We start from the raw sequence: 16,204 nt of genomic DNA, 5'->3' as shown, positions 1-16,204 counted from the left end.
CCTCATTGGCCAAGCCGTTCGAGCAGGGCGGGCACATGGACCTGATCGGCCTTGTAGTTTCCGGTCAGGGTATACATCACGATGTTCACTCCGGCGCGGAAGGCATATTCGCGCTGGACATGGTCATTGGGCACGGTCGGGAACATGAACTCACCGGTGTCGGTAAGCGCCCACGCGGCGGCAAAATCATTGCCGGTGATCAGGATCGGTGACACGCCGTCGCCCGCGCGCACCGGCCGTCCGCCCATGGCGCTTGCTTCGGTCAGGCTCTCGACCCAGAGCGGGCTCGTCGCATAGCGGCCGGGGAAGGTGTCGAGCAGGTAGAACGCCTTGGTCAGCACATGATCGGGGGGCACCGGCTCCAGTGGCGGGATGTCGAGATCTTCCAGGATTTCACGCAGTTTCAAGGTTGCTGGTGTCGATGAAAAGCCGGAGGCCGGAGCCGACAGGTGATCGCGGGTGTCGAACAGGATTGAACCGCCATTGCGCATGAAAGTATCGATCCGGCTCATGGTCCGTTCGTCTGGCTTGGGTGCATTCGAATCGATCGGCCAGTAGAGCAATGCGAAAAAGGCAAGTTCGTCTTTTGCGATATCGACGCCCATCGGCTCTCCCGGCTCAAGCGCCGTTCGTTCGGCAAGATATTGGCTGAGGCCGCGCAAGCCCGCTTCACTCGCCTGATCGATCTCCGCATTTCCCGTCACCACATAGGCCAGCCGGGTTTCGAGGCTGGCTTCAAGATCCCTCAAGTCGCTTGAGGTGGACTGGGCATGGGCCGGTGTTGCTGCAAACACCGAGAGGGCGAGGGTTGCCCCAACCGCCAGAACGGCAATGCTCGCCGTCGAGCGGCGCCCCCCAAGCCGGGACAACGCACCTGACAGGAAAATGACTGCAATTGCATCGGCAACGAACACCAAAAAGGCCAGGGTGAACAGGAGTGCCCGCAGATCAACCGGTGCGCTTGACGGATAGTTCCGCAGAACGGTGTTTTCGCTCATCTGTGACGGATCAAGGGCAGCAAGCCGCGTGAATGGTTCAAGGGTGTTGAGGGCCCGGAAGCCATCATCGGTCCCGTAGAGACCCGGGGGCGTGCGTTTCGAAGCGATGGCTTGCGGGAAACTGCTGGCCGGAACCGGTGTGACATCCGCAGGCGGTGCATCGAACCGGCCATACCCGTCCAGGAGACGCAAAGGGGGCAGGACGCCTTGTGACCCGGCTTCAGCTTCCGTCGCCATGGTCGCGTTGGACCCGGCCAAGACACGCCGCAACATTTCGACGAATGTGCCGGACAGCGGCAGGTTCGACCAGGCACTGTCGGCGGTGACATGGAACAGGATGATTGATCCGCGCCCGGCTTGGCGGGCCGTAACCAGTGGCGTGCCGTCCTCCAGCATAGCCCATGTGCGGTCTGGCAGGTCGGAGGTCGGTTCGGCGAGCACCTGACGGGAAACGGTGACTTCCTCGGGCACAACGAGGCCTGCGAAGGGCGAGTCCGGTGCGAATTCGGCCAGATGTTGCGGCTGTTTCCAGGACAGGCTGCCTCCCATGGAGCGGCCTCCGGTGCGCAGTTCAACAGGGATCAGCTCGTCAGAGCCACCAGCCGTGCGCGGGCCTGCAAAACGCAGCAGAGTACCGCCGTCGTTGACCCAGTCCTCGAGCTCGGCGACGGTGCTGTCCGGCAGGCGGCCGACATCGGCAAGCACGAGGACAGAGATGCGTTGGTCCAGTAGCTCGGACACTGCTTCGCCCAGATCATCCCCGCGCGGGATACGCAGATCGGAAAAGGGAGCCAATGCCCGTTCCAGATAGAACAGAGGCGACAAGAGCGGTTGATCGAGATTTGACCCCATGCCGGAAACAAGTCCGGCCGTACGGCGGCGCCAGGTGTCGTCCAGCAATTGCACCGCGCCAGCGGCATTCTCTCCGGCGATCTCGACCCGGGCGATATCGTTTCTGAGTTCGCTCGGAATTTCGAAATGGGCGTCGCTCTCCGGATTGTCGAACTCGAAGCGTATATTGGTCTCGCCGACTGGAAGTCCGTTGCGATCAAGGGCCCGGACGGTTGCGGTGTTGTCGAAATCGGAGGGGTGCCGAATCACAGTAACGCTTAGAGCATCTGCATCATTGTTGAGGCGCTTCAAGCCTTTTGGAACCGGAAGGCCGGTCAGGACGGTCACCGGGGCACCGCTGGCGGCCGTGCTGAGGGCGTTTTCGAAACCGGAAACCGAACCTGCCGCTGTTCCGTCTTGCTGGTCTGTGCTGTCGGAAAGCCAGATCACCGTTTCCGGCGGGGTTTCTGCTGCATATTCGGTCAAGCCCGCAATCACATCCTGCCGCGCGGGCGGATAGGGTCGTGGTTCCAGCGCGCGCAAGCGTTCAAGTGCGGTGGCTGCCGACTGTGGCTCCAGTTGCTGGGACGGGCCGTCGGCGGTTGCCGCGAGGACGACAGGCTGGCCATTGCTTTCCGCCCTTTGAAGAATGCGCTCCGCATTGGCGACCTGTTGGTCCCATGATTTTGCGGAGGTCCAGCCGTTGTCGACCAGAAGCCACAGCATTCCGTTTCCGGCGGCAACGTCATTTGCCGGGCGCCAGACAGGCCCGGCCATGGCGAGGATCAGGAGTGCTGCAAGGATCAGCCGCAGAAGCGTCAACCACCACGGCGTGCGCTGAGGGGTCTGGTCCCGTTCCTCGATATCCAGAAGCAGGCGGGTTGGCGGAAACGACACTTCCTTCGGCTTTGGCGGTGTCAGACGCAGCAGCCACCAGATGACCGGCAACACCGCAAGTCCCAGCAACGCCCATGGGGCGGCAAAGGCGAGAGGCAGCCCGAACATCTCAAGCACCTCCCTGTGACAGGGTTTCACTGATGCCGGACAAGGCCGCATGCAACACCAGCAAGGGTTCCGACGGTGACCGGTCGGTGTGATGCACCACGAAGGTCCAGCCCGCCTTGCGCGCGAGATCCTGCAATCTTGCGCGCCGTTCGGCCAGAATGTTCTGATAGGACTCGCGCCACGCTTCCGCGCGTCCGGCTGTCAGCCGCAGGCCTGCCTCCGGTTCGTGAAACTCGACATGACCGCTGAAGGGAAAGGTCTCCTCAACCGGGTCAAGCACCTGAACCAGATGGCCCCGGGCGCCGGTCCCGGCGACCTGAGCGATCCACTTCGTGATCTCGTCCAGCGGGTCCAGAAAATCCGCAATCAGGACCACATCGGAAAACCGCTGGATACCGGAGGGATCCGGCAGGGCCTTGTGCTGTCCGAGATGCGCCAGTGCATCGGCCAGACGTTCCGCAGCCTTGCGGTCGGAAAAGGGCCGGGTGATCCCGGGCAGGCCGACGCGTTCGCCGGTATCTGCAAGGACATCGGCAAGAGCCAGCAACATGACAATGCTGCGGTCGCGCTTGGAGACGCTGGACAGACGGGACTGAAACACCATGGAGGGCGACAGGTCTGCCCAAAGCCAGACGGTATGCGCCGATTCCCATTCCTTTTCCCGGACATAGAGATGATCGTCGCGCGCAGACCGGCGCCAGTCGATACGTTTGGCCGGTTCACCCATGTTGAAAGGGCGGAATTGCCAGAAGGTTTCTCCCGGACCAGCGCGCCGGCGGCCGTGCCAGCCGGCTATGATCGCGCTTGCGACATGCCGGGCTTCGACGAATAGGTCCGGCAGTGCCTCGGCGACAGCACGGGCTTCGCCAATGACATTTGGCCAGGTCTTCTGGTCGATCGCTGCTTTGTCCGTGGTGGGGGGCACCATATGTCCGCCTTTCAGCACCTGTTAGGCAATCCGGTCTTTTACCCGGGCAATCACGTCCCTGACGGTGTGGCCGTCGGCGCGCGCCGCAAAGGTGAGAGCCATACGGTGTTGAAGGATCGGTTCGGCCAAGGCCAGCACGTCGTCGATTGACGGGGCGAGACGGCCGTCGACAAGCGCGCGGGCGCGAACTGTCAGCATCAAGGCCTGGCTGGCGCGTGGCCCGGGGCCCCAGGCAATCAGCTTGGTGATGTCGCCAGCGCCGTTGTCCTCGATCGGCCGGGCGGCGCGGACCAGCGACAGAATCGCTTCCACGACCGATCCGCCAACCGGCATCTGCCGTACCAGTTGCTGAACCGCGCAGAGCTGATCCGCATCGATGGCAGCTTTGGCTTCGGCCTGATTGGCGCCGGTCGTTTCCAGAAGAATGCGTCGTTCGGCTTCGATATCCGGGTAATGCACATCGATTTGCATCAAGAACCGGTCGAGCTGGGCTTCCGGCAGGGGATAGGTGCCTTCCTGCTCCAGCGGGTTCTGCGTTGCCAGAACGTGGAAGGGGCGAGGCAGATCGTGCGGCTGGCCCGCGACCGTGACATGATATTCCTGCATGGCCTGCAAAAGGGCCGACTGCGTACGCGGGCTTGCGCGGTTGATCTCGTCGGCCATCAAAAGCTGCGAAAACACGGGGCCGGGCAGGAACCGGAAGGCACGGCTGCCATCAGCCCCCTGTTCCATGACCTCGGCCCCCAGGATATCGGAGGGCATCAGATCCGGTGTGAACTGGATTCGGCGTGCGTTGAGCCCCAGGACCGTCCCGAGCGTCTCGACAAGCTTGGTCTTGGCCAACCCGGGAACGCCCACCAACAAACCGTGGCCGCCTGAAAGGATCGTGATCAGGCTCTGCTCTACCACCGTTTCCTGACCAAAGATGATACGGGAGATTTCCGATTTGGCGGCTTGAATGCTCTCGACCGCGGCTTCCGCACGTTGTGCGGTGTCATCAGCTTCGGTTCCGGAAGGGGGAGGGGCCATGACGCTCATTGAACACCTTTCTGCATGATGCCTGCGTTCAGTTTCCTACGATCCAGTAATTGAGGCAAACATTTTGACCGTCAACCTGAACGCCTGTCTGTCTTCCCGTACTACCTTTGCATGATAGCTGTGCAGCGAATTCCGGAAAAATTTGCGTGTTTGACCGAGAGACCTAAATTGTGGGGCAGAATTAGGACCTGCCTTGGGATAAGCAGGGTGCCAGGGAACGCTCTACCATCTTGGCGGGAGCAGGTATGGCGGACATAAGGACCCTCGGTCGGAACGGGAGCAATATGGGAGCAGGACAACAAGATGCATTGAACCGGATGCGGGGCTTGCCTTCGGGGCTGTCTGCGCTGATGGAACGTGCGGGCAAGAACGAGCGCGGCATTCCGCCGGTCGAGCGCTGGAATCCGCCGTTTTGCGGTGATCTCGATATCCGGATCGCGTCAGACGGCTCCTGGTGGTATCTCGGCACGCCCATAGGCCGGGAAGCGCTGGTGCGCCTGTTTGCATCCGTCTTGCGCAAGGATGATGATGGCAAGACCTACCTGGTTACCCCGGTCGAGAAAATCGGCATCACGGTCGAAGATGCGCATTTCATCGCCGTTGAAATGCACCGGCAGGGGGAGGGCGAAACCCAGCAGCTGATCCTTAGAACAAATGTTGGTGATGTTGTCGAGATCGGTCCGGAACATCCGCTGCGTTTCGAAACAGATCCGGTAAATGGCGGTCTCAAGCCCTACCTGCATGTTCGCGGCAGGCTGGAGGCGTTGTGCTCCCGGCCGCTGCTTTATCAGCTTGCCGACTATTTCGTCGAGGATCCTGCCGGGCCTGAAACACGCCTGGGCGTCTGGAGCAATGGAACGTTCTTCGCGATAGACGAAAGCTGACGATCTGATAGACAAAAAGACGCAATGATTCTGGAGGTGAGTCCGCTTCATGGCAGGTGCCCTGAATAACAATGTTCAGACTGGAGAATCCCTGACCGGGCAGGAACTTCTTTCCCGCATCCGGCTGAGACTGTCTGATCCGGATCGATTGGATTTATTGCGGGATTCAGGTGATCACATCCTCAATCCGGATCTCGGGCCATACGCCCGCTCGAAAGGACCACCGCGCGATGCCGCGGTTCTGATCCCGATTGTCGATCTTGATCCGGAGCCCACCGTTATCCTGACTTTACGCACCGGCCATCTTTCCTCCCATGCAGGCCAGGTGGCCTTCCCGGGAGGCAAGATCGACCAAACCGATGGCGGGCCGGTGGAGGCGGCCATCCGCGAGGCCGAGGAAGAGATCGATCTGAAACGTGCCGTGGTCCATCCCTTTGGCCGCCTGCCGGCCTATCTGACCGGATCCGGCTACAAGGTCATTCCGGTCGTGGCGGATGTATCGCCCGCACGTGTGCTGACCCTGAACCCGAACGAGGTGGAAGACGTCTTCGAGGTGCCGCTCAGTTTCCTGATGGATCCGGCGCAGCACCACAAGCAAAGCCTCGAATGGAAAGGCGCACAGCGGTTCTTTTATTCCATGCCCTATGAGAACCGGAAAATCTGGGGCGTTACTGCCGGTATCATCCGGTCCCTCTACGAAACGGTTTTTGGTTCATGATCCGCGTTGTTCTATCGCATCTGCTTGTGTTTGCGCTTCCCTTTATCGGGTATGCGATCTGGCTTTGGGCCAACAAGAAGGCACAAACCCGGGAAAACTGGCGATCGGGACCGATGCCCTGGCTTGCCCTTACCGGTCTTGTGCTCGTATTGGTGAGCCTCGGTGTGTTTGCGAATTTCAAACGGGCGCCGGATGGGACCGAGTACCGGCCGTCGCAGATGCAGGACGGCGTGTTCGTGCCTGGCGGCTATGAGTGATTGATGGATCGGTTGGACAACGCGCCCTGGCTTTTTGAGGCTTCCGTTCAGCGCGTATTTGCCGCCATAGAGCAGGACGGCGACCAGGCGCGCGCCGTCGGCGGTGCGGTGCGTAACGCCATTCTGGGTGTTCCGGTCAGTGATATCGATATTGCAACAACGGCACGGCCGGAGGCTGTGCTCGAACGGGCGCGTGATGCAGGTCTGAAAGCCATCGGCACCGGGATCGACCACGGAACGGTCACCATTGTCAGTGCGGGTGCTCCTTACGAGGTGACCACATTGCGCGAAGATGTCGAGACCTTCGGACGGCAGGCACGCGTTGTGTTTGGCACTGACTGGGAACGCGATGCCCGGCGGCGTGACTTCACGATGAACGCCCTTTATGTCGACCGGCATGGCGATCTGTTCGATCCCCTTGGCGGGCTTGAAGATTGCCGGTCCGGCAGGGTGCGCTTTATTGGCGATGCCGAGCAGCGGATCCGCGAAGACTACCTGCGGATTTTAAGGTTTTTCAGGATCCACGCGGCCTATGGGTCTGGGGTTCCGGACGAGGACGCTCTGATCGCCTGCACGCATCAGCGCGACGGTTTGCGGCATCTGTCGGCCGAGCGCGTCGGTGCGGAAATGAAAAAGCTGGCGAGTGCGCGCGGTGCCGCGCAAAGCGTTCAGATCATGGAGGATTGCGGGCTTCTGGAGATCACCACCGGAGGCATTTCGCGGACCCGTGACTTTGCGGCTCTCCGAAGCCTTGATGACCAGGCACCTGAAACCTCGGAGCCGCCGCTATGCTTTGCCATGCTGGCCGGGTTTGTCGATGAGGATCTGACGCGCATCGGCGAGCGGTTCCGTCTGTCCAATGCGGAAAAAAAGCGCATGCATCAGGCCTTGCAGGCAGCGCGCTGGTTTCAGAATCATTGGCCGGAGGCGGGGCTTGAGCATGCCTTGCATGATCACGGCCGCAAGGCTGCTGTTGATGGCTTGCTGATGGCCTGGGCCTACGAGCGCGCAAATGCCCAAGTCTGGGAGTCCGATAGCGGCTTTATTGAAGCCTTGTCGGCCCTCCGCGAACTCGCGGTTCCGGATTTCCCGATTGCCGGCGCAGATCTTCTGGCTCTGGGTGTGAAACCGGGACCGGATGTAGGCGTGGCTCTCAACAGCCTGCGTCAGGCCTGGAAAGCGTCGGGGTACCGCCTGTCTAAGGCCGACCTGATCGGAGTGGCCGCAGGCTCCCTGCGGCCATCGCTCTAGTCAGTACATCGTCCTAGGGCCACTTCACAACTGGTGGCATGGAGGACAGGATGGAACTGACGTTGCCGCCGGTCTTGAGGCCGAAAATCGTGCCGCGGTCGTAAAGCAGATTGTATTCCACGTAGCGGCCGCGCCGGATCAGCTGTTCCTCGCGCTGGGCATCTGTCCAGCTCTTTTCGAAATTCGCCCGCACCAACTCCGGGTAGATGCCGTGAAAAGCCTTGCCGACATCTTGGGTGAAGGCGAAGTCGGCCTCCCAGCCACCGCTGTTGAGATAATCATAGAAGATCCCGCCGATGCCGCGCGGCTCGTTGCGGTGTTTCAGGAAGAAATACTCGTCGCACCACTCCTTGTAGGCCGGATAGTCGGCAACGGCATGCGGATCGCAGGCTTTCTCCATGGCCTCGTGAAAGGCCACCGTGTCCGGATCGGTCTGGGTGCGCCGGGCATCCAGCACCGGGGTCAGATCGGCGCCGCCGCCGAACCACTGGCGGGTGGTCACGACCATGCGGGTGTTCATGTGAACGGCCGGTACATTCGGGTTCTGCGGGTGGGCGATCAGGCTGATGCCGGATGCCCAGAAGCGCGGATCCTCGTTGGCTCCGGGGATCTGGCCACGAAACTCGGGCGAGAATTCACCGTGAACAGTCGAGGTATGGACGCCAACTTTCTCAAACACACGGCCATGCATCATCGACATGACGCCGCCGCCGCCGTGCCCCCCGGTGCTGTCGGTCCGTTCCCACGGTGTGCGCTCGAACCGGCCGGCGGGCATGTCCGACAAGGGGCCGCCGAGGGACCCGATTTCGTCTTCCAGCTGTTCGAAAGCGAGGCATATCCGGTCCCGCAATGTCTGGAACCAGGTTTCGGCTGTTTCTTTCTTTGTGTCGATCCCTTCGGGAATCGGGCCGCCGCGTTTTTCAGGCGAAGGGGCGCTCATGAACTGGTCTCCGGTTTCATCAAGAGTGGGGGTTGGCGGGCAACACCGATCGGCAGGCGGATGCCTGTCAGGGACTTTCGGCGGGAAGCTCGCCTGTCTGGCGCAGCGCTTCGCCGATGATCATTGCTGCCGAAACGGCAACATTCAAGGACCGCATGCTAGGCATCATCGGAATACGGATCCGTGCATCGGCATCCGCATGAACCGTTTCCGGGACACCGACAGATTCTCGCCCGAAAAGCAGAATATCATCGGTCTGGAAGCTGAACTCCGTATAGGGGACTGAGCCCTTGGTCGTGACCAGCACCATCCGGCGCTGACAGTCCTGTTTCCACGACCGGAAGGCCTCATAGGACACGTGCCGGATCATCGCTGCGCGTTCAAGGTAATCCATCCCGGCCCGTTTCAAGGCGTGATCTGAAAGTGGAAAACCGGCTGGCTCGATAATGCGCACCGGTACGCCCATGCAGGCCGCCAGCCTGAGGATCGTGCCGGTGTTTTGCGGTATGTCAGGTTGGTAGAGCGCTAGGTCGGGCATTGTATCAGCAGGGCAAGGGTTGTCTTCAAACCCGCCTTTACCATTTCAAGCGTGCCGTGTCATTTCACGCAGGCTTCCCCAATACTGCCATAGTGAGAGTTCACTCGAATCGCTAACTCCCGGAGCAAGTTCTTGAATTTTCTCTTCAAGCTGTTTGAGAACTGGGTTGCCCCGTTTCAACGGGCACCGGCGGCGCTGCCCGCAAACAGCCCCTATGCCTTCCTGTTTTTTTTCGTCAAGCAGATGCGTTGGCCGTTTGTGCTGATGCTTGTGCTCGGCGGATTGACTGCGATCATCGAAGCCTCGCTTTACACCTTTCTCGGCGACATAGTGGACATGCTCGATCAGGGGCAGATTCACGAATTTTTTGCAAGCAACGGAACCGTGCTGCTTGCAATGGCTGCGGTCGTTCTTGTAGCGCGCACATTGGTCACGCTATTGACGGCCCTGGTCGAAGAACAGACCGTGGTACCTGCCTTCTTCAATCTTGTGCGCTGGCAATGCCATCAGGCGGTCATGGATCAGAGCCTGTCGTTCTTCAACGACGATTTCTCAGGCCGTATTTCGCAAAAAGTCTGGCAGGCGGGCCAGGCGGCCGGCGATTTCATGACCACGCTGCTTCAGACCGTTTGGTACATCTTTGTATATGCGATCGCGACCCTTGTGCTGGTTTCGGATCTGGATTGGCGGTTGGGCGTTTTGGTGGCGCTGTGGCTTGGTTTCTTTTGCTGGATTGCGGCCTATTTCGTGCCGCGAGTGAGGCACAGGGCAAAGACCATGGCAAATGCCGGCTCGATCGTCACCGGCCGGCTGGTGGATACCTACACCAACATCCAGACCGTCAAGCTGTTCAGCAACCGGACAAGCGAGAACCGCGGCGTCCGCAGCGCCTATGACGGTTTCCTCGACAAGCTCAGGGAATTCACCCGGACGTTGACGGCTGTGCGCGCCATCATGTCCTTGCTAAGCGGCACAGCGATCGTTCTGATCGCCGGAACCGCAATTTGGCTTTGGCAAACTGGCGACACCAGCGTTGGCCATGTCGCGTTCACACTTGGGTTGGTGCTCAGACTGAATCTCTTGCTCAACCGCATGCTGGGCCAGCTTAATGCGCTGTTCAGAAGCCTGGGTACACTTCAGGACAGCATGGAGCTGATCGCCAGGCCGGTTCAGCTCGTGGATGCGCCGGATGCGGGAGCGCTGGCAGTCAAGGAAGGCCGGATTTCGTTTGAGAAAATCCGGTTCCACTATGGAAAGAGCAGGGGTGTGATTGACGATCTGTCCCTGTCGATCCGTGGCGGCGAACGCGTGGGCATCGTTGGCCCGTCAGGTGCCGGCAAGACCACCCTTGTGAGCCTGCTGCTGCGGTTTTACGATCTGGAGGGCGGGCGGATCCGGATTGATGGCCAGGATGTTTCGCAGGTGACCCAGCAATCCCTGCGCGACTCCATTGGTCTGGTGACGCAGGACACGTCGCTTCTGCACCGGTCCATCCGGGAAAACATTGTCTATGGCCGCCCTCAGGCGTCTGAAGGGATGATGCGTCAGGCGGCACGGGATGCGCACGCGCTGGAGTTTATTGAAACTCTTGTCGATCAAAAGGGAAGGCACGCTTTCGAGGCTCAGGTGGGGGAACGCGGTGTCAAATTGTCCGGCGGACAAAGGCAGCGGATTTCCATCGCACGGGTGTTGTTGAAGGATGCCCCCATACTTGTGCTTGATGAAGCAACGTCCGCGCTCGATTCGGAAATCGAGAATGCCATTCAGGAAAACCTTCAACGGATGATGAACGGCAAGACCGTGATTGCAATCGCTCACCGCTTGTCGACAATTGCGGCCATGGACCGGCTCGTGGTGATGCACAAGGGGGAAATCGTTCAAGAGGGAACGCACGAACAGCTGTTGCGCGACACTGGCGGACTTTACTATCAGCTCTGGCAGCGTCAGTCGCTCGGCTTTCTTGGAGAGGATGCCGAATACAGCGCCGCTTGACACTTTCCGGTGTCAAGCAAGAGGGTGGCTTTCAAGGTTGGCGTCTGATCTGATGGGATGGCGGCGGCGTACGCTTGTCACGAGCCTGCCCGGGAGCCGACATGCTGCAATACGTAACCGCCTATATCTCAACCGTTATCGTCTTTCTGGCAATCGACTACGTGTGGTTGACCCAGGTTGCGACGCGGTTCTACTTTGATCGAATCGGCCACCTTCTCATGGCGAAGCCGAACATGGCGGCGGCGGGCGCTTTTTATATTTTGTACGTGGTCGGCTTGGTCATTTTTGCAGTCGCACCGGCGCTCAAGTCCGAATCGGTGGTGACCGCAATCATTCTCGGAGCACTGTTCGGCTTCTTTACCTACGCCACCTATGACGTGACCAACTACGCCACCTTGAAGGATTGGCCGTTTCTGGTGGTGGTGGTTGACGTGCTTTGGGGGACGTTTCTGGGCGGAATTTCCGCAGGTGCCGGCTATCTTCTGACCAGGGCGTTCACCTGAACCGTGCCGCTATACCTCAAGTAGTACGGATAAGTCCCTATTCGTTTTAGTTACGATATTTTTACGTAGATCGCTAACAGTTCTGTCAAGCAGTCCTTCTGGGGAGGGCACCTTGAACAAGAACGGAATGGTATCGTGACACTTTCAATTCAGGGCCGCTTTGTTGTCATGGTCGTGACCGCCGCCATCATCATGATGGGCGGGACCGGATATGCATTTTATTCTTTCCGTCAGGCATTGTTTGAACGATTGGGGACCGAGGATGCGGTTGCCAATTTTGTTGCCTCCAATCCGGTTGCCCAGGTGGATGATCTGATCATGGACCAGATCGTCACCATTGCTCTGGTCTGTGCGCCCGCGGGGATCGCCTTTCTCGGCCTTGCTGTCTATCTCGCACTGGGCGTCGCGCGGCCTTTGGAGCGGTTGACCGGGGGATTGAAGCGGTTGTCCGACGGCGATCTCGATATCAAGATCGAAGGTGTCGAGCGTAAGGACGAGATTGGTGCCATCGCCCGCCGGGTGACCGAATTCCGCAAGAAACTGGCTGCCCGTGCCAAGGAAGAGGCGGACAAGCAGGTCGAGCAACAGCAACAGGCCGAGCGCGAGCGGACCGAGTTGATGCATGCGGTTGCCGATGATTTTGAACGTTCGGTCATGGGGGTTGTCACAAAGCTGCTGAGTGCGGCAGGCACTGTCGGATCGAATTCCGACAATCTCGGACAGGTTGTTCAGACTTCGCTGGCATCGGTCGGGGAGGTGGAAGAGGCCTCGGCAGAAGCCAAGACCTCCGTTGCCACGGTCTCCGGTGCTGCCGAAACCCTGGCGCATTCGATTCGCCAGATCAGCTCCGATGTGGATCAGGCTGCCGACATTGCTGCAAAGGCGGTGACCGAAGCCCAGCAGACAGATGCGATTGTCAGCCGGTTGTCGGAAACCGGACGGGCAATCGGTGAAATCGTGGAGCTGATCAGCCAGATCGCGAACCAGACCAATCTGCTGGCGCTTAACGCCACGATTGAAGCGGCCCGCGCCGGTGAGGCCGGCAAGGGATTTGCGGTCGTCGCCAGTGAAGTGAAGGCACTGGCCGAACAGACAACCAAGGCAACGGAAGACATTTCCGCGCAAGTTGCCTCTGTCCAGGACGTGTCCGAACAGTCCGAGACCGCCATCAAATCCATTGCCACGACAATTGATCGCATCAGCGAGATTTCCGGCGCGATCCGGCACGCGGTCGAGGAGCAGTCTGCCGCGACCCATGAAATCGGTGACAGCGCCGTTCAGGCAAATTCCAGTTCCGAGCGTGTCTTTACCAATGTGTCTTCCCTGTCGGAGGCAATGGATGTCAGCCGGACCGCAACATCCGAGATGCATGATGCAGCCAGCGACCTGAAAAGCCTGTCGCACGATCTCGAAAAGCAGGTTGGCGAATTCCTGCTCAGCATTCGGGCTGCCTGAAGACAAGGATTACCAACTGTCCGGACCCGGCCGTTGTGCCGGGTCTTTTTATTTGATCCCGTGTTTAGCCGGTAATCGCAGTAGTTGCAAAATTGCAACGTGGTGTTGCCATATGCCGCAGCCAGTGATTTAGGGCCTTTTTTTTTCCGCAATCCTGGGGCATGAACTTCCTCACCGGCGAGCACCAATGCCCCGGGTTGTCTTTTGGCCATGAACTCAGGGAGGACGTAAATGATCAGCATTGTCATCAAAGCTACGCACTGCGTCCTCGGCTCCGGCACTGCGCGGCCTCATAGCGCGCATTAATTTGCCGACCAACTTCCAACTGCCCTGACGTCTGGCTTAAGCCTTTCTGAACATTTGAATAATGTGTGCTGCGCGCCGCCCCTTGGTGCGTTTGCCGGCGTCGTTTCAGAAAATTTCTTTTCGGAGACATCCGATGTCTGCTCGTTATCCGTTGGACCCGTTCGCGTTGCCGGACCGGCCTGACATTCCGGTTCCCGAGAGAACCGGACCCCGCGACAGGACCGGCACGCTGAAGGCAGCGGCCAGATCCTTCGGGATTTTCGTTTTGGCCGCCGTGGTTTTGACCGGATTGCTGTATGCTCCGGTCCTGATCCGTGAAATAGGCCGGATCGACACTGTCGTCATGAACGGGATCGGCCTGCGCCCGGGCGCATTTGCCGGGCACTTGATCGATTTGTTCCTCGGGACCGCTATTGTTTCGGTGGCGATCCTGAGCTTCATTGCCTCGGCTGCTCTGGTGTCTGGGCCTTTGGTTTCATGGCGGAGCTACAAGCCTGCCAAGCGAAGTGAACCGGTTGCCGAACCCGAGACAAAGGCACAACTCATCCGGTTAGGAAAGGCGCATCATGTTTAAGCGTTTTGAGAACCTGATCGATCCGTTTGAAGATACGCAGCTTGATGTCCCGCCGACCGGCTTTTGGGCGTTTTGCTGGTATTTCACCAAGCCGGTCTGGCCGATCCTGGCCTGTGTGTCGGCGACAAGTGCGGTGGTGGCGATCCTCGAGGTTTTGGTCTTCACCTTCCTCGGGGATCTGGTGAACTGGCTGTCCGGCGAAAACCCGGACAGCTTTTTTGCCGACAACACCTGGCATCTCGTCGGCATGGGGCTGGTGATTCTGGTGCTGCTGCCGGTCATCACCGGCGTCTTCGAATTGCTGTTCCATCAGGGGTTGATGGGCACCTATCCCATGTCGGTACGCTGGCGGGTGCACCGCTATCTGCTACGTCAGAGCGTGTCGTTTTACCAGAACGATTTCGCAGGCCGGATTGCCAACAAGCTCATGCAAACCGCTTTGGCGGTGCGGGAGGTCGTGACCCGGATTGCGGACATTCTCGTTTACGTCGGCGTGTATTTTACCGCCGGCGTTTTCGTGGTGGCCGAGGCCAGCTGGGTGTTCGTGATCCCGTTCCTGGTCTGGCTTGCCGGCTATCTGCTCGTGATCCGGTTCTTCGTGCCTAAGCTGAAGTCCGTATCGAAAGAGCAGGCGGATGCCCGCTCGATCATGACCGGTCATGTGGTGGATGCCTACACCAACATCTCGACCGTCAAGCTGTTCTCCCATGCCGAGCGTGAGGAGGCCTATGCAAAGCAATCGATGATGGACTTTCTGAAGACCGTCTTCATGCAGATGCGTCTGGTCACGGCGATGAACATCACGTTGACGACAATCAACATGCTGTTGCTGTTTGCGACCGGGGCCGTGTCGATCCTGTTGTGGCAGCGTGGTCTGGTCTCCACCGGCGAAATTGCGGTCGCCATCGCGCTTGTGCTGCGCTTTCAGGGCATGTCCCAGTGGATCTTGTGGGAAGTGTCCGGCCTGTTCGAGAACGTCGGCACCGTGCAGGATGGCATCAACACCATTTCCCGGGAGCGGGACGTGGTCGACATGCCCGATGCCAGGCACCTTGTGGTCAGCCGGGGGGAGGTTCAGTTCGACGGTATCCGGTTCCACTATGGCAAGGAAGCCGGGGTGATCGAGGATCTGAACCTGACGATCCGTCCGGGCGAGAAGATCGGCCTGATCGGCCGTTCGGGTGCCGGAAAGTCCACCCTGGTCAATCTGCTCTTGCGGTTCTATGACCTCGAGGGCGGGCGGATCCTGATTGACGGGCAGGATATCAAGACGGTCCGTCAGGACGACTTGCGCGCCAATATTGGTGTTGTCACCCAGGACACCTCGCTGTTGCATCGCTCGATCTTCGAGAACGTGGCCTACGGCCGGGGCGATGTGACCGAGGCCATGGTGCTTGAGGCCCTTCGCAAGGCCCATGCGCTTGATTTTGTCGAAGAGCTCTCGGACCCGGCAGGCCGTACCGGGCTGGAGGCCCATGTCGGCGAACGGGGTGTGAAACTGTCAGGCGGCCAGCGCCAGCGGATCGCGATCGCCCGGGTTCTTCTCAAGAATGCGCCGGTCCTGATCCTGGATGAGGCGACATCCGCCCTCGATTCGGAGGTGGAGATCGCGATCCAGGAGAGCCTGTTCGATCTGATGGAAGGCAAGACCGTGATTGCGATTGCCCACCGGCTGTCGACCATTGCCGCGATGGATCGCCTGATTGTCATGGACAATGGCAAGATCATCGAACACGGCAGCCACCAGGAATTGCTGGATCACAACGGGCTCTATGCCCAGCTCTGGTCGCACCAGTCCGGTGGCTTCCTCGATCCGGTCAAGGCGGCCTGACAAGCGGCATTGAAGCGGCTTTGAAGAAGTGACGAAGGGGCATGGCATCGCCCGGTGCCATGCCTTTTTTGTCAATAGGGTTAAAAATGCGACATCCTTCCGCTTTTGCCTGCGACATATGCGAATTGGGCCCTTGGTTGATCTGGACAAGCCCC

At 59.6% G+C, this 16,204-nt stretch carries 14 protein-coding genes; 9 read left to right on the top strand and 5 right to left on the bottom strand.

From position 1 onward, the window contains the following. Positions 1-2: 2 nt before the first annotated feature. The 3 genes from E1297_RS20700 to E1297_RS20690 are packed head-to-tail and all read right to left on the bottom strand — an operon-like array spanning position 3 to position 4,800. Positions 3-2,834 (bottom strand): DUF4159 domain-containing protein, encoded by a 2,832-nt coding sequence (locus tag E1297_RS20700; RefSeq protein WP_155141808.1) that lies wholly within the window; start codon positions 2,832-2,834, stop codon positions 3-5. Between the two features lies 1 nt (position 2,835). After that, positions 2,836-3,762 (bottom strand): DUF58 domain-containing protein, encoded by a 927-nt coding sequence (locus tag E1297_RS20695; protein ID WP_155141806.1) that lies wholly within the window; start codon positions 3,760-3,762, stop codon positions 2,836-2,838. Positions 3,763-3,783: 21 nt separating this feature from the next. After that, the gene (locus tag E1297_RS20690) at positions 3,784-4,800 is read right to left on the bottom strand and encodes a MoxR family ATPase (protein ID WP_155141804.1); all 1,017 of its coding nucleotides are present in this window, start codon (positions 4,798-4,800) and stop codon (positions 3,784-3,786) included. A 245-nt stretch (positions 4,801-5,045) separates the two neighbouring features. Between E1297_RS20690 and E1297_RS20685 the strand changes: the two genes are divergently transcribed. The 4 genes from E1297_RS20685 to E1297_RS20670 are packed head-to-tail and all read left to right on the top strand — an operon-like array spanning position 5,046 to position 7,910. Continuing rightward, entirely contained in the window at positions 5,046-5,684 is a 639-nt protein-coding gene (locus E1297_RS20685; protein WP_155141802.1) for a DUF1285 domain-containing protein, read from the top strand. 49 nt (positions 5,685-5,733) lie between these two features. After that, a complete protein-coding gene (locus E1297_RS20680) occupies positions 5,734-6,402 on the top strand; it encodes a CoA pyrophosphatase (RefSeq protein ID WP_155141800.1) in 669 nt (222 codons plus the stop codon). After that, entirely contained in the window at positions 6,399-6,659 is a 261-nt protein-coding gene (locus E1297_RS20675; RefSeq protein WP_155141799.1) for a DUF6111 family protein, read from the top strand. The genes E1297_RS20680 and E1297_RS20675 overlap by 4 nt, the downstream gene beginning before the upstream one ends. A gap of 3 nt (positions 6,660-6,662) precedes the next feature. Continuing rightward, complete coding sequence (locus tag E1297_RS20670) at positions 6,663-7,910, top strand: CCA tRNA nucleotidyltransferase (RefSeq protein WP_155141798.1); 1,248 nt, start codon at positions 6,663-6,665, stop codon at positions 7,908-7,910. A gap of 13 nt (positions 7,911-7,923) precedes the next feature. On the opposite strand, the gene hemF is transcribed toward E1297_RS20670, so the two are convergent. Together hemF and E1297_RS20660 are read right to left on the bottom strand one after the other, a co-directional pair. Beyond that, positions 7,924-8,850: an oxygen-dependent coproporphyrinogen oxidase gene (gene hemF / locus E1297_RS20665; RefSeq protein WP_155141796.1), complete on the bottom strand. Its 927-nt coding sequence runs from the start codon at positions 8,848-8,850 to the stop codon at positions 7,924-7,926. Between the two features lie 67 nt (positions 8,851-8,917). After that, complete coding sequence (locus E1297_RS20660) at positions 8,918-9,388, bottom strand: tRNA (cytidine(34)-2'-O)-methyltransferase (RefSeq protein WP_155141794.1); 471 nt, start codon at positions 9,386-9,388, stop codon at positions 8,918-8,920. A 132-nt stretch (positions 9,389-9,520) separates the two neighbouring features. On the opposite strand from E1297_RS20660, the gene E1297_RS20655 reads away from it, so the two are divergent. From E1297_RS20655 to E1297_RS20635, 5 genes are all read left to right on the top strand, one after another. Then, positions 9,521-11,380, top strand: coding sequence for an ABC transporter ATP-binding protein (locus E1297_RS20655; protein WP_155141792.1), 1,860 nt, complete (start codon positions 9,521-9,523; stop codon positions 11,378-11,380). Positions 11,381-11,481: 101 nt separating this feature from the next. Next, on the top strand, positions 11,482-11,883 hold the full coding sequence (locus tag E1297_RS20650) for a DUF2177 family protein (protein WP_155141790.1): 402 nt from the start codon (positions 11,482-11,484) through the stop codon (positions 11,881-11,883). 135 nt (positions 11,884-12,018) lie between these two features. Then, positions 12,019-13,338 (top strand): methyl-accepting chemotaxis protein, encoded by a 1,320-nt coding sequence (locus tag E1297_RS20645; protein WP_209015895.1) that lies wholly within the window; start codon positions 12,019-12,021, stop codon positions 13,336-13,338. A 439-nt stretch (positions 13,339-13,777) separates the two neighbouring features. After that, complete coding sequence (locus E1297_RS20640; protein WP_155141788.1) at positions 13,778-14,218, top strand: hypothetical protein; 441 nt, start codon at positions 13,778-13,780, stop codon at positions 14,216-14,218. Further along, positions 14,211-16,049, top strand: coding sequence for an ABC transporter ATP-binding protein (locus tag E1297_RS20635; RefSeq protein WP_155141785.1), 1,839 nt, complete (start codon positions 14,211-14,213; stop codon positions 16,047-16,049). The genes E1297_RS20640 and E1297_RS20635 overlap by 8 nt, the downstream gene beginning before the upstream one ends. Positions 16,050-16,204 lie beyond the last annotated feature (155 nt).

The organism is Roseibium sp. RKSG952 (assembly GCF_009711355.1).
This window is presented reverse-complemented; position numbering and strand designations above follow the sequence as displayed.

Bases quoted from the DNA above. Each gene is read 5' to 3' on its own strand.
- E1297_RS20700 (WP_155141808.1), bottom strand. From the start codon at position 2,834: ATGTTCGGGCTGCCTCTCGCCTTTGCCGCCCCATGGGCGTTGCTGGGA.
- E1297_RS20695 (WP_155141806.1), bottom strand. From the start codon at position 3,762: ATGGTGCCCCCCACCACGGACAAAGCAGCGATCGACCAGAAGACCTGG.
- E1297_RS20690 (WP_155141804.1), bottom strand. From the start codon at position 4,800: ATGAGCGTCATGGCCCCTCCCCCTTCCGGAACCGAAGCTGATGACACC.
- E1297_RS20685 (WP_155141802.1), top strand. From the start codon at position 5,046: ATGGCGGACATAAGGACCCTCGGTCGGAACGGGAGCAATATGGGAGCA.
- E1297_RS20680 (WP_155141800.1), top strand. From the start codon at position 5,734: ATGGCAGGTGCCCTGAATAACAATGTTCAGACTGGAGAATCCCTGACC.
- E1297_RS20675 (WP_155141799.1), top strand. From the start codon at position 6,399: ATGATCCGCGTTGTTCTATCGCATCTGCTTGTGTTTGCGCTTCCCTTT.
- E1297_RS20670 (WP_155141798.1), top strand. From the start codon at position 6,663: ATGGATCGGTTGGACAACGCGCCCTGGCTTTTTGAGGCTTCCGTTCAG.
- hemF (WP_155141796.1), bottom strand. From the start codon at position 8,850: ATGAGCGCCCCTTCGCCTGAAAAACGCGGCGGCCCGATTCCCGAAGGG.
- E1297_RS20660 (WP_155141794.1), bottom strand. From the start codon at position 9,388: ATGCCCGACCTAGCGCTCTACCAACCTGACATACCGCAAAACACCGGC.
- E1297_RS20650 (WP_155141790.1), top strand. From the start codon at position 11,482: ATGCTGCAATACGTAACCGCCTATATCTCAACCGTTATCGTCTTTCTG.
- E1297_RS20640 (WP_155141788.1), top strand. From the start codon at position 13,778: ATGTCTGCTCGTTATCCGTTGGACCCGTTCGCGTTGCCGGACCGGCCT.
- E1297_RS20635 (WP_155141785.1), top strand. From the start codon at position 14,211: ATGTTTAAGCGTTTTGAGAACCTGATCGATCCGTTTGAAGATACGCAG.